The organism is Micromonospora sp. NPDC000668, from assembly GCF_042897975.1.
GTDB lineage: Bacteria > Actinomycetota > Actinomycetes > Mycobacteriales > Micromonosporaceae > Micromonospora.
Map to the genome: position 1 here is coordinate 1,102,444 of NZ_JBIAYP010000001.1, position 12,746 is coordinate 1,115,189.

General features: G+C 67.5%; 14 protein-coding genes. 5 read left to right on the forward strand and 9 right to left on the reverse strand.

Going from position 1 to position 12,746, the window contains the following annotated elements; all coding sequences use genetic code 11:
* Positions 1–97: 97 nt before the first annotated feature.
* A complete protein-coding gene (locus tag ACFY29_RS05160; protein WP_386983547.1) occupies positions 98–394 on the reverse strand; it encodes a hypothetical protein in 297 nt (98 codons plus the stop codon).
* 80 nt (positions 395–474) lie between these two features.
* On the opposite strand from ACFY29_RS05160, the gene ACFY29_RS05165 reads away from it, so the two are divergent.
* Both ACFY29_RS05165 and ACFY29_RS05170 read left to right on the forward strand, forming a co-directional pair.
* Positions 475–1,527: a helix-turn-helix domain-containing protein gene (locus tag ACFY29_RS05165; protein ID WP_386983549.1), complete on the forward strand. Its 1,053-nt coding sequence runs from the start codon at positions 475–477 to the stop codon at positions 1,525–1,527.
* Positions 1,528–1,573: 46 nt separating this feature from the next.
* The gene (locus ACFY29_RS05170; RefSeq protein ID WP_386983551.1) at positions 1,574–1,840 is read left to right on the forward strand and encodes an integrase core domain-containing protein; all 267 of its coding nucleotides are present in this window, start codon (positions 1,574–1,576) and stop codon (positions 1,838–1,840) included.
* Between the two features lie 74 nt (positions 1,841–1,914).
* Here the strand turns inward: ACFY29_RS05170 and ACFY29_RS05175 are convergent, their stop codons facing one another.
* Complete coding sequence (locus ACFY29_RS05175; RefSeq protein WP_386983553.1) at positions 1,915–2,646, reverse strand: DUF305 domain-containing protein; 732 nt, start codon at positions 2,644–2,646, stop codon at positions 1,915–1,917.
* Positions 2,647–2,898: 252 nt separating this feature from the next.
* Between ACFY29_RS05175 and ACFY29_RS05180 the strand changes: the two genes are divergently transcribed.
* Complete coding sequence (locus ACFY29_RS05180; RefSeq protein WP_386983555.1) at positions 2,899–4,668, forward strand: LVIVD repeat-containing protein; 1,770 nt, start codon at positions 2,899–2,901, stop codon at positions 4,666–4,668.
* Positions 4,669–5,047: 379 nt separating this feature from the next.
* Here the strand turns inward: ACFY29_RS05180 and ACFY29_RS05185 are convergent, their stop codons facing one another.
* From ACFY29_RS05185 to ACFY29_RS05210, 6 genes are all read right to left on the reverse strand, one after another.
* Positions 5,048–5,383: a hypothetical protein gene (locus ACFY29_RS05185; protein WP_386983557.1), complete on the reverse strand. Its 336-nt coding sequence runs from the start codon at positions 5,381–5,383 to the stop codon at positions 5,048–5,050.
* The gene (locus ACFY29_RS05190) at positions 5,380–6,525 is read right to left on the reverse strand and encodes a hypothetical protein (RefSeq protein ID WP_386983559.1); all 1,146 of its coding nucleotides are present in this window, start codon (positions 6,523–6,525) and stop codon (positions 5,380–5,382) included. The genes ACFY29_RS05185 and ACFY29_RS05190 overlap by 4 nt, the downstream gene beginning before the upstream one ends.
* A gap of 431 nt (positions 6,526–6,956) precedes the next feature.
* Positions 6,957–7,475 carry a hypothetical protein gene (locus ACFY29_RS05195; protein ID WP_386983561.1) on the reverse strand — a complete coding sequence of 173 codons (519 nt, stop codon included), beginning with the start codon at positions 7,473–7,475 and terminating at the stop codon, positions 6,957–6,959.
* 136 nt (positions 7,476–7,611) lie between these two features.
* Positions 7,612–8,589, reverse strand: coding sequence for a hypothetical protein (locus ACFY29_RS05200; protein WP_386983563.1), 978 nt, complete (start codon positions 8,587–8,589; stop codon positions 7,612–7,614).
* A 206-nt stretch (positions 8,590–8,795) separates the two neighbouring features.
* Positions 8,796–9,179, reverse strand: coding sequence for a hypothetical protein (locus ACFY29_RS05205; protein ID WP_386983565.1), 384 nt, complete (start codon positions 9,177–9,179; stop codon positions 8,796–8,798).
* Positions 9,180–9,192: 13 nt separating this feature from the next.
* Positions 9,193–9,567 (reverse strand): hypothetical protein, encoded by a 375-nt coding sequence (locus tag ACFY29_RS05210; protein ID WP_386983566.1) that lies wholly within the window; start codon positions 9,565–9,567, stop codon positions 9,193–9,195.
* A gap of 537 nt (positions 9,568–10,104) precedes the next feature.
* On the opposite strand from ACFY29_RS05210, the gene ACFY29_RS05215 reads away from it, so the two are divergent.
* A complete protein-coding gene (locus ACFY29_RS05215) occupies positions 10,105–10,299 on the forward strand; it encodes a hypothetical protein (RefSeq protein WP_386983568.1) in 195 nt (64 codons plus the stop codon).
* A 148-nt stretch (positions 10,300–10,447) separates the two neighbouring features.
* Positions 10,448–10,996, forward strand: a complete 549-nt coding sequence (locus ACFY29_RS05220; protein WP_386983570.1) for a hypothetical protein — start codon at positions 10,448–10,450, stop codon at positions 10,994–10,996.
* A gap of 96 nt (positions 10,997–11,092) precedes the next feature.
* On the opposite strand, the gene ACFY29_RS05225 is transcribed toward ACFY29_RS05220, so the two are convergent.
* The gene (locus ACFY29_RS05225; protein ID WP_386983572.1) at positions 11,093–12,733 is read right to left on the reverse strand and encodes a RecQ family ATP-dependent DNA helicase; all 1,641 of its coding nucleotides are present in this window, start codon (positions 12,731–12,733) and stop codon (positions 11,093–11,095) included.
* Between the last annotated feature and the right edge of the window lie 13 nt (positions 12,734–12,746).

Below are 12,746 nucleotides of genomic sequence, written 5' to 3' on the forward strand. Positions count from 1 at the left end.
GCCTCGCTACGCGGGCGGCCATTCACCCTCCTCACCAGACACAACGCCCGGCGAGTCAGGCCGGAAACACCGTTAGGTCCACAGGCCCCGGCGTGGGTCAAGAGCGAGGGCGCCAGTCGGCAGCGTTTCTCGCCGGGTCAACTGTCAGCCCCGTGGAGGCTCGGTAGCGCAGGGGTATGGGATCGGTGAGTTCACCGACGAACTCCCCGTCGACGTGGTCGAGGAAGCCGAGGAGCGACCAGGCGCCGGCGGGTCCGGGGACCAGCCGGGGTGCGTACAGGTGCGGGTGCGTGAACGGTCGGGCGGACGCGACGTTGCCCCTGCCGAAAACCCCATCCGCCCTGGTTAGGGCCGGCGTGGGGGTGTCGGAGATGTTGGTCCGGTTGCTGGGCATGGGTAGCTGGTGATCGATGCGGCATGATGGGCTGCCGTGTGCTGCGACTGGCGTACCTGGGTGTGACGAACGCGTTCGCGATGCTGCGCCTGCTGCCGATGAGCAATCGGGACAAGGATGTGGAGATCCTTGCCCTGCGCCACCAGATCATGGTGCTGGAGCGCCAGCTGGGCAGGGAGAAAGTGCGGTTCGACGCGAGTGATCGGGCGTTCCTGGCGGCGTTGCTGCACCGGCTGCCGCGGGACGTGCTGCGCCGAGTGCAACTGCTGGTGCGCCCCGACACGGTGCTGCGCTGGCACCGCGACCTGGTCGCCCGTCGTCACGCGGCCGTTTCCCGACCCAGGCGCCCGGGCCGGCCGCGCACTGTGCACTCCGTCCGCGCCCTGGTGCTGCGCCTGGTGCGGGAAAACCCTGCCTGGGACTACCGGCGCCTGCATGGCGAACTGCTGGCGCTGGGGGTGAAGGTGGCCGCGTCCACGGTCTGGGAGATCTTGAACGAGGCAGGCATCGACCCGGCGCCCGAGCGGGCCTCCGACACCTGGGCCGACTTCCTGCGCTCCCAAGCCGACGCCCTGCTGGCATGCGACTTCCTCGAGACGGTCACCCCCACCGGAGCGCGGATGTACGTGCTCGCGGTGATCGAGCACGCCAGCCGCCGAATCCACATCCTGGGCGCCACCCCGCACCCAACCACCGCATGGGTGGTACAGGCCGTGAAGAACCTTGTCATAGACCTCGAAGACAACGGCTCCCGGGCGCGGTTCATGATCCGTGACCGGGACGGCAAGTTCCCCGATTTGTTCGACGCCATCCTCGCCGACGCGGGCATCGACGTCGTGCTCAGCGGCATCCAGGTGCCGAGAATGATCTCGATCATGGAACGGTGGGTCCAGACCTGCCGCCGCGAACTACTGGACCGGACCTTGATCTGGAACCAGCGGCACCTGCTCCACGCCCTACGCGAGTTCGATCAGTTCTACAACGGACACCGCCCACACCAGGGCATCGCGCACGCACGCCCGCTATACCCGTTGCCCACACAGATCACCGACCCGGACAGGCTGGCCCGTCTCAACGTCCGAAGACGCGAGCGCCTCCGCGGCATTCTCCACGAGTACGAGCATGCCGCCTGACCTGCACGGACGAGGTTTTCGGCAAGAGCAGCCGCGAGCACCCCGCATGAACGCCTTCGCCGGACGCTGGGTGAAATCCGTCCGAGTCGAATGCACCGACCGGATGCTCATCGCTGGCGAGCGACACCTTCGAATAGTCCTCGACACGTATGTGCAGCACTACAACCGAGGCCGCAGCCATCAAGGCGACGGAATCAGCCTCCGCGCTCCCGACGACGGCAACAACGTCATCGCCTTCCCCGCTCCGACCGACCGCATCCGGCGCCGAACGATCCTCGGAGGCCTGATCAACGAATACGAGCCAGCCGCCTAGAAGCCCTAATCAGACCGTACGGCTACGTTTTGGACCAGCACAGGGATGGCACCTGGCACCGTGTCGGAGAAGGGCTACTTCGCGCCGGTGAGTGCCTGCCGCATCCGGTTGATCTCGGCGCCCTGCTCGACGACGACGCTGCTGGCCGTCTCGTTGACGATGACGTTGACGCCGAGCGCCAGCACCTCGCCCGCCATGTCGATCGCGCCCTGATGGTGCTCGACCATCATGTCGACGAACATCCGGTCGAACTCGGCGGCTCGGGCGGCGGTGAGGAGTTCCAGCGCCTCCGCCGTCTGCATGCCGGCCATGCTGTGCTGGTGGCCGCCGCCGCCGGAGTTCCGGTCCAGGCCTCGGTCCGTCAACCAGGTCTCCAGTGTCTTGATCTCCGGTTCCTGGGCCGCCAGGATCCGGTCGGCAATGATCTTGAGTTGCGGGTTCGCCGCCCGGTCCGCCGCCAGTCGGGCCATCACGAGCGCCTGCTCGTGATGCGGAATCATCATCGTGACAAACCGGATGTCGGCGTTGTTGTACGTCGGACGCGGCGCGGGCGACTTCTCGTTCGCCCGGACGGTCTTCGCCGGCTCGCCGGGCGCCGCGGGCATCAGCACCGGCGCGGTCGCGTCCGGCAGACCGGGCAGGTCGAGAGATGCCTGGGGGCTGGCCGTCGCGGCCGATTCCGGGCGGCCCTCGGGCCACCAGACGACCACCGCTGCCCCGACGGCCAGCACGGCGAGCACCGCCAGCTCGACGAGGACAATCGCCCGCGAGCGCCCCCAAAGCGCTCGGATCCGTACACTTAGCACAACTCGACTCCCGCCATCTGACCGAGGTTGGCCGGGATGTTAGCGCGAGCCTGACCTGCACGGGGAAGATCACGGCAGCGAAAAGATTCTATTAGCCCCACCTGCGGTTATTCGTGCCGCCGCATGCCCGCCAGGTTAACGCAACCGTGATCAGAGGCCCACGCAATTTGTGAGCTGGGTCACAATCTTGGCGCCGGACACCGGGTTATCGTCCCGTTACTGTGCCGACCCGATGAACGAGGGGTGTCCACAATGTTAAGACGAACTCCACAAGAGAGCCGGAGGCTGGCCATCGGTCTGGCCGCCACGGGCGCCCTTTTCCTCACGGCCGTCGTGGCCGCGGCGCCGGCGAGCGGCGCCACCGATTCCAGCGGCAGCACAGACATCTGCGAATCGTTTGAGGCCGCCGGCGACAACTTCGCCGAATACTGCATCGCCGAGGAGGCGGCCAACGACGTGGCCGCCGCGAACACCACTCCGGGCGTCGACGAGATCGCCAGCAGCCCCAACATCCGGCAGATCGCCAACATCCCCAAGTTCGGCGGGTTCGCCAGCGAGGGGGCGTACAACTCGGACCTGGCCTTCCAGGGCAACTACGTCTTCGCCGGCAACTACGAAGGCTTCAACGTTCTCGACGTCAGTAACCCCAGCTCGCCTCAGGTGGTTAGCCAGGTGGTCTGCTCGGGCTCGCAGGGCGACCCGTCGGTCATGGGCAACCTGCTGTTCCTCGCGGTCGACGCGCCCCGCAGCAACGACTCGTGCAACAGCACGAGCGGCTCCTCCGCACAGCAGAGCTCGTGGGAGGGCGTCCGGATCTTCGACATCAGCGACAAGGCGAATCCGCGGTACGTCAAGTCGGTCCGGACCGACTGCGGTTCGCACACCCAGACGCTGGTGCCGAGCAAGGACGGAAAGAGCGTCTACGTCTACGTCCAGTCGTACGGCCCGTCGAGCGGCGCCTTCTACTGCAAGCCGCCGCACGACAAGATCTCGATCATCAAGGTGCCGGTGGACAACCCGGCCAGCGCTTCCGTGGTCGCCACCCCGGTTCTCTTCCCCGGAACCAACGGCGCCGGCTCCACCAGCGGCTGCCACGACATCACCGCCTACCCGGAGCTGGACCTGGCCGCCGGCGCCTGCATGGGTGACGGCGTCCTGTTCGACATCTCCGACCGGGAGAACCCGGTGATCCTCAGCCAGGTCCGGGACACGAACTTCGCGTTCTGGCACTCGGCCACCTTCAACAACGCCGGCACCAAGGTCGTCTTCACCGACGAGCTCGGCGGTGGCAGCAGCGCGATCTGCACCAGCACCTACCGGGCCAACCAGGGCGCGGACGCGATCTACGACATCGTGGGTTCCGGTGCCGACCGCGAGCTGGTCTTCAAGAGCTACTTCAAGATCCCACGGCTGAACACGACCCTGGAGAACTGCGTCGCGCACAACGGCTCGCTGATCCCCGCCATGGGCCGCGACGTCATGGTCCAGGCCTGGTACCAGGGCGGCATTTCGGTAATCGACTTCACCGACTCGGCCAACCCGGTCGAGGTCGCCTACTGGGAGCGGGGCCCGCTCTCCGACACCCGCCGCATCCTCGGTGGGGCGTGGTCGACGTACTACCACAACGGGTACATCTACTCGAACGACATCCAGAAGGGCTTCGACGTCCTCAAGCTAGACGACCCGCGAACGAACAACGCCCGGGCGGTCTCCTTCGCCGAGCTGAACGTGCAGACGCAGCCCAGCTACCCGGCCTGCACCACCGTCCTGCGCGACCGCCAGAACGGCGGACTCACCGTCACGTCCGGCATCACCTGCCTGGACGGTGCGACCGTCAACGGCAGGATCAAGGTCGCTCCGGGCGCCGGGCTGATCGCCTTCAACGCGACCCTCAACGGCTCGGTCACCGCAACCGACGCCTCGGTAGTGTCGATCGTGGAGAGCCGTGTGAACGGCTCGGTGCACGCCCTCGGTGGCACCGTGCGGGACAGCAAGGTCAACGGTTCGGTGACGACGAGCTGAAGCACGGCCCGTCAACAGCATGAGGCTCCGGCCCGGCGGATCTCCGCCGGGCCGGAGCCCGTCTCCGAGGCGACGCCGTCACCACCGTTACCGGGCCTGCGTCAGCGTTCTCGAGGGCGGTGAGCCCACCGTCATCGCCAACGCGGGCGCGGCGGCGGGCCGCGACGTCCTGCACCGCGCAGCCCATGTACCGGTGTCGTCCTGGTCGGTGCCGAACTCCGGTGCGTGGGCAAGTCCGGCCAGCAGCGTGACGGCCAGGATCAGGTAGGCGCCTTATTGGCGCCTTCGTCGTTGCCTAGCAGGACGTCGTCAGTCCCGCAGAACACTCGCGGCGGTGTGCGACCGGTGCCGCTGCGAACCGGGACGTCCGCGATCGGTTTCAGAAGGGCGGCCGCGGCGTCTCCCAGACCCGCTCGAACTCTTCGGCCACCTGCGGCCAAACCAGCGCGAGACCGTCCGCCGCCGAATGGATCTCCGCGGCCTGCGGCCCGCAGACGACGAACTCGTGCGGGATCACCCGGCCAGACTGGTCCTTACGCCCCAGCGGGTCCGCGATACGCAACGCAACTCGGTCCCCGGCACGGTGGTAGGTCTCCGGCGCGTCACCGACGTCCGCGAAAGCGGCCTCGTACTCGGGAAGGGGGTCCGAGAATCCACCGGTGAGTAGGAAACGGAAACCCCACGCCCGGCCGCGGGTGGCCCAGATGAGGCTCACCGCACGCTCCGGATCAGGATCTGGTTCTCTTCGCCCTCCTCCAGATCCATCCGGAAGCCGGTCAGCGTAGCCGAGAGAAACTCCTTCTTGGACAGCGCCTCGGCGTTGGCCGCCCGGAGCTTGTCCCCGGCCAGTTTCGCAGCATCGCTCAGGAGATCGGGACCGACGAGGTTCATCAGCAGGCCCAGCGGGCCGGGGAGCCTGGTCCTGGCCAGCAGCGCGGACGCCAAGTCGCCGGCACGGCCGAGTAGACCCTCGAACACGCGTGCCGGGAGCTGCATCAACTCGTGCCACCGGTGGTGCCGCTCGAAGGGCAGGATGGCGGACAGCGGCAGGATCAGATCCAGCCCGACGCGCTCGGTCACCGTGATCTTGCCCGGCTCGAACTTCGCCGACGAGAGCAGCACGAAATCCTCGCCGATCGATAGCGCCTCGCGGCCCTCCACCAGCCCGACGATGGCCTCGCGCAGCTGCTCTAGATCGTCGCAGGCCTTGGCGACGAGCAGATCACGGAACCGGTAGACGTCCAGGTCCGGCAAGAGGTCGGCCTTCGACAGCGCCATCACCCAGATCCGCGGGAACTGGGCGAGCGGCTTGCCGTCCTCCAGCAGCTCGTCCCGTAGCGACAGTACGCCGGTGCGGAAGTTGCTGAACAGCGACTTGAGGTACCGATCCTCCTCGCCCGCGTTGTCGAGCAGCTTCTGACCGTCCACCAGCAGCAGGGCCACGTCCGAGCTCAGCAGGGACCGGAAGCTGTCGGCGCGGCGCTGGGCCTCCTCCGGGCTCTGCACCGACTGCTCGAACCACTCACCCGGATAGTCGTGCCAGACCACCCGCAGCACGTCGAAGGGCCGGGACTTCGCCGCCGCGGGATCCGACCCGTCCTTCATCTGGACTTTGAAGGCGTACGACGTGGCGGCGAACCGGGTGGTGAGCGGCAGCGTCGCGTCGTCCTTCATGCCGAGGTAGTTCTTGTGCAGCCGGTTACCCTGGCCGATGTCTTCCGCCAGGATGTGGAAGAGGCTCCTCTTCAGATACTGCGGCTCCTGGGCGGCCCCGTAGAACGATGAGAGCAGGACGGTCTTGCCGCTGCCACTCTCCCCGAACACCGCGATGTGCTGCTCGAACGCCCTCGGTTGCATGTGCGGACTTTACGCGAACCGGCGATGATCGCTTGTGCCCTGGCAGGGGTCCGGCACTTCGGGAAGACGGCTGGCGTCGGCGCCGCGTAGGCATGGTGGCCCGGCCTGGCACGCTGACGGGAGCCCGACACAGTCGGTGCCGACATCAAGAGCGTCTTCGATGGCACCAGGAACGACCGGCTCATCGGTGACAGCACCGACAAACTTCATCGCTGGCAGGTCCGGCGACGGGCTGCTGAGATACAGCCCCGCCCAATGAGCGCCATGTGCGGGAGTTGCCGATAGAAGAAACAGACCATCTTGCACCAATTGCGCTATTTTCCGGGGCTACCTGATCTGGCACCCTTACTCGGCGATGCCCTCTGGGACGCGTTCGTCATTCGGCGTATCGGCGCCCGGCACGAGACGAGGGCCGCTGGTCAGGTCCTGGATCAGCAGTTCTCTGGCCATCGTCCGGAAGTCGGGTGCAAGCCGGCGGAGGCCACCAGGAAACCGACGATGTCGGACAGGAGTTTCGCGGCGATTGGGTTGATGTGAGTACTGAAGGCTTTCGACACCGTGGTGCGTTTACGGGCGACTAGTGCCGCGCTGAGCATCTCGGCGTACTGCAGGGCTGGCAGGCATGCGTGTGGTGAACGGTTGAACCGGCCGACGAGTTCGAGGAGCTGGTTGTACCAGGCCGGGAGCAGTTGCGCGCTGCCTTGCGCCGCGGGCGGCACGATGCGGGAGAGCTGTTCGAGCATCTGCTTCTTCTCCCGGAGCGCCACCTGGCCGCCGAAGAAGTATCTGAGGAGGCAGGTCTGCACGTCGGCGGCGTGCGTGGCGCGGATGTGTTCGACCGCGCGGGAGACCGAGAGCAGGTAGAGCCATGAGCAGTCGAGCAGCAGCGCGGCATGCAGGGGGGTTGCCGGGTCGAGGGTGCTCGCGGCGTCGGCGAGATGGCTGACCATCTCAACAGGCAGAGCACCGGCGTTCGACGGAGGTTGAGGGTTCGAGACCCCCGGCCATCCGGCGCCTCAGGGCTGCCGGCCGACATGGCGGCAGCAGCGGATGGCTGGCGCCGCCGATGGTGTGGCAACGGTCCGGCTACCCGGCTGCCGCCGGCGCCCGTGCGGCCGTGTTCTCGGCTACCGCGGCTCTACGTTCGACCAGCAGGAATAGCGCCACGAGGCTGATCAGCCCCCCGGCTACGCAGGTGAGGAACGTGCCGGTTGCGTGGGCGGCGAAGGTTTGGCCGGTGGGCGCCCACTGATCGCCGGACAGGATGGTGGGCATGCTGAGGAAACCGGTGCCGACCATGCCGCCGGCACCGAGCCACGTCGCGATCAGGGGCAGCGTGAACCGCCGCTCCTTGCCCCATCTGTGGACGAGCACGAGTACGCCCAGGACAACGCACAAGATCTGCATCGCCGCCACAACGTCGCCGAGCCGCAGCCAGACGTCCCGCGGCCCGAGGTGCAGCCCGACGGTAGCGCCGAACGCCCAGGACAGCCGCAGGCCGGCCAGGCCGGTGGCCAATACTGCGGCTGCCCACGCCAACGGAACCTGCGCCAGGTGCGTTGAACCCGCCGGCACCTGCCCCACGGTGCCCAGCAGAGCAGTGCGGAACCGGGCCCACGCGTAGACCGGGAAGGCGACCGCGAGTCCGGCGCCCAGCACGATGAAGCTGCCGTAGACGATGACGAAGGTCCACGGCTCGAGTGTCGGTTCAGTGCCATCTGCAGCCGTGGCCGGGGGTGCCCACCAACCGGCAGCCACGAATACCGCGGCCGCCGGCATGAGGACGATGAACGGAGCGAGCAGCCCGGCGCCGACCCACATCGGCACAGCGATCAGCCATAGTGGGATGCGCATCCCCCAGGAACGTACCGTGGCCAGCGCCACGATCGCCCCCACGATGCCGAGGCCAGCGGTACTGATGTTGCCGGCCATCCAGTCAGCACGGGAGAGTCCGCGCATCTCGCTGATGCCGACCGAACTTCCGGCGATCCAGGCAACCTTCAGCAACGTGTAGGTCAACGCCGCACCGAACGCCGCATAACCAGCGATTCGCCCCGCCTTCACCGCACCCCCCGGATGGTCGACGCTGCGGATCCGCAGACTTCAGTGATTGCGATAAGCATTGCCGAGCAACAGTGTGAGAGCGCTGAGTGAGACTGAGACCGATTACAGCCGAGGACAATTGCCGTCCCGGGCCGAAACTTGTCAAGGCCGGTGGGACCAGTGGGTGTTACGCCGCTGTCGGGACGCGACCCGGTGGCGACGGGCGATCATCGGGCCAGCGTGCGCCGGCGCCAGTAGTTGGCCGCGACCGCGAGAACGAGCGGCCCCCACGCCAGCAGCGGGACGTAGAGTGACACGATCCCCGGCCCGGGCGGGGTCCGCTCGACATCGTGCTGCCCGACCAACACCGGTCCCCGATCGACAAAGTGAAAAGTCATGTTGAGCACGGCGTACAGGCAGAGTCCGATGACCAGCGAAGCCCCGACCAGCGCGGGAACCGCGGCCGCCCGGGCTGGAATGGTCCGACCACGGACGCCGGGCACCCAGCCGGGGATTCGCTCACCCCAGTGGTGGACGAGGCCGAGGGTGAGCAGCGCGAGCCCCATGGACAGGCCGGAGAGCAGGAGGAGGTACCAGCCCCCGTTCGCCATGCTGACCGTGCCGTCAATTGCGGCGGTAGCGCGCCAGATCGTCGATGGCAACACGCAGAGCGGCACGGCATAGGCCGCCCACACCGCCCAGCGCGGCGCGGCCGTCGAGTCCCGACTTGTCGTTGACTTTTGCATGGCTCTCCCTCGTTCTGGGCCTGAAGCCATGCTCGTAGACCAGACCTGACCCGGAATCCATCACGGGAGCTAGCACCGTCCCTCGGCGGAGGGAGAACGAACCGCGCTTCTGGGTCAGCCCCGCGCACTTCGCAGCGTGACCGGTCCTCAGCGAGTCGTGGTATGCGTCGACGATCCGGGCCACGCGTCGCGCGTGCATATCGGCTTCGGCCTCGGCGGGCAGGTCTGCACATTGACCATGGTCGCCGGTCATCCGCTGCCCGCCTTCCTTACCGCCGGGGGTCGATCTCTCCCGGCCGGCCGAGCTCGGGTTGATGTTGGATGGTCACAACTCGCCTCTTTCGCGTCTGGCAGCTGCGGTGAAGCTTCTGGCGGTGCCTCTCGGGATGGGGCGTCGCCGTATCGGCGTCTCCGGCGGAACGGGCGTCCGCTTCTCGGCAGATGAGGATGGGTTCGCACGGGCGCGGTCCTGGCCGGCATAGGCTAGGTCCGTCCGCTGCGGTGACTCGCCGTGTTGAAAGTAGTCCCTCTCCGCTTCGCGGTGGGGCCCGTTGTAGCCGTCCTGATGGAACCAACTCATGCCGTCATAGCCAGTCGGGCCACACATACCTGTGCGCCTTTACAAGGACCTACTTGGACACGAACTCGTTCGCCGGCACACCCAGCTCCGCGCGTGACGAGTCTCTTGTGCCTGCCAGGTGTCGGCGGGCGGTGATCAGCAGGTGCAAGGTCCGGGTCGTGTTCCGCGCTACGCGCGGAGGCGTCGCATGCGGGACGTCAACGAGTCCGCGTGAGCCGCGACTTCGGCCAGTCGGAAACCGATCGGTATGAGGTCGGCATGGATCACTTCCAACGCCCAGGGCGGGTCAGTTCGCGGCACAGCGACGACGAGCTCGTCGACGGCGTGCAGGTGCGGTCGCAGCGCGGCACCGTGCTCGTGACCGACTACGAGCACGCGGCGCACGCCGCCTTCGTGCGCGGCTGACAGCCACTGCGGAAGGCCGACGCCGATGTCGGCATCGCCGGGTAGTGCGAAGTGCGCGCTAGCGTGGCCTCCTGGGATGCCCTCGTCGAGGGTCTTGCCCGCAATGAAGCGAGGCAGGACCCGTCGATCGGCCAAGATGGCTGCGGCGATGGCAGCGGTATTGATCACTGGCTCGGCCTGCGGCGGTGACGGGCAAGAGGCGGATGCTGGGGTTGCCTGGGAAGCGCCAACGTCGAGCGCGCCGCAAGTCAGCGCACCGGCTCGGCTCGCGGAGATCACCTCGGCTTGCAAGCTGCTGCCCGCCGAAGTAGCCGTGAAGGTGCTCGGCGGGTCCGCCGAAACGAAGCTGAGCGCCGAGGAGCAGCCGGTCGACGAGACCGAAGTAAGGCGCAGGTACTCCTGTGCCTACGGCCGCGACGGCCAGGAAGCGCTCTCCTTCATCGTGCAGGTCAGCCCGGATCGGGCCGACACCGCGCGAGAGTCGATCGACGCTATCGCCAACGGGAGCGGCGCGAAGACGACCAGGATCAAAGATCTGGGTACGGACGCCGTTTCCTATGAAAGCGACGGCGCTCGGGTGCTGGCCGTCGCCGTGCCCTACGAGAAGGAGCTGCGACTGCTGTTGTTCACCGGCCCAACGATCGTGCCGCAAAGCAAGTTCGCCGAACTCGCGCAGCAGGTCATCTCCCAGATCTGAGTGCCGGGGCGCCGCTCGGACAGGACACACATCTCAGGCTGACGCCTGTCTTGCCGCGCGAGCCGAGCCGGGGACCAGGGCTGCCCGGGTGGTGTTTCAGCGGCTTTTCGCCTCCATCGCCAGCAGGCCCTGCGCCTGGACGACGGGGAGCGACAGGGTCTTGTAGCCGACATCGTCGAAGAGCACGGTCATGCGGTCGTTCTCATAGCCGAGGACCATGCCTGATCCCCATTTGGCGTGCCGCACGGTGCTGTGGAGTGGGTACGGCCCATCATCCGGTAGCACTTCTGAGGTGCCGCCGTGGCAGTTGTCGCAGTGCCCGCAGGGGCGGCTCATCTGCTCTCCGAAGTAACCCAGTAGCGACTGCATGCGGCAACCCCGACTCTCGGCGAAGCGGCGCATCATGTCGGTGCGGGAACGCTGCCCGGCCTGATAGCGGCCGTACTCGGCCAGTGCCTCCCGCGCCGCCTGATCGGGCAGGGGCGCGTATCGAGCGACGTTCAGTTCGCCCCTTGGCCCCGTCGTCACCGCGCCGACCTGCTCAAGCAGAGCGATGTGGCTGGCGACCTTGCGCTGGCCAAGACCGGTGACCTTTGCCAGCGCGGTGCGCGTCACCGAGCCGCTGTGCAGGACCGCTGCGACAGCCCGCAGCTCTTCCAGCTCGGGTGCCCCACCGGTGAAGAATCGTTGCAGGGCGACGTCCTGGGCTCGGTAGAGCAGCAACGCCTGTGCTGGCTCACCGTCGCGCCCTGCACGCCCGATCTCCTGCAAGTAGCTGTCCGGTGAGTCGGGCAGCGCAACGTGCGCCACCCACCGGATGTTCCGCTTGTCGATGCCCATGCCGAACGCCGACGTGGCGACCATGATCGACACCCGGTCAGCAAGGAAATCGTCGTGGCGGCGGTGACGCATGCCGGCCGCCATGCCGCCGTGATAGGCCTGCGCGGAGAAACCCGCGTCGGACAGCCGCTCCGCGAGTTTCTCGGCGGCACGGCGAGTCGGCACATACACGATGCCGGGCGGGTCGGCCGCCTTAAGCATGGCGAGCAGCTTGCGCCAGCGCTGGTCCTCACTGGGGCAGTGCGTAGCCGCGACGAAGAGATTCGGACGGTCCAACCCGGATAGAACGAGCCGCGGCTTACGCATGCCGAGCCGCGCGGTGATGTCGTCGCGCACCGGCGGCGATGCCGTGGCGGTCAGCGCCACAACCGGCGGGCGGCCCAAGCCGCGGATCAGATGGCCGATAGCGAGATAGTCAGGGCGGAAATCGTGCCCCCACGACGAGATGCAGTGCGCCTCGTCAACCGCCACCAACGCCGGGTGTAGCGCGCGGATCTCGGCCAGCCGCTGCGGCGAACTGAGCTGTTCCGGCGTGATGAACAAGAACTTCGCGGCGCCCGAACGCAGCTCGGCCAGCGCTGCCGCCTGTTTGCTCGGACTCTCCGCGGAGCTGATCCGGACCGCCCGCAACGCCGGATCACGCCGCTCGTTGAGGTTGCCGATCTGGTCCTGCTGCAACGCCAGCAGCGGTGAGATCACCACCGTGGGGCCGCGCAGCAGCGTGGCAGGGACCTGGTACACGGCAGATTTCCCGCCCCCAGTGGGCAGCACGACGAGCGCGTCTCGGCCCGCCAGCAGCGCACGCATCGCGTGCAACTGCGTAGCGCGCAGCTTCTGCCAGCCGAAGTGTCTACGGGCCGCGCGGCGTAGCCGCAGCGAGCGAAAGATCAGCATCATCGCCGGGCATGCT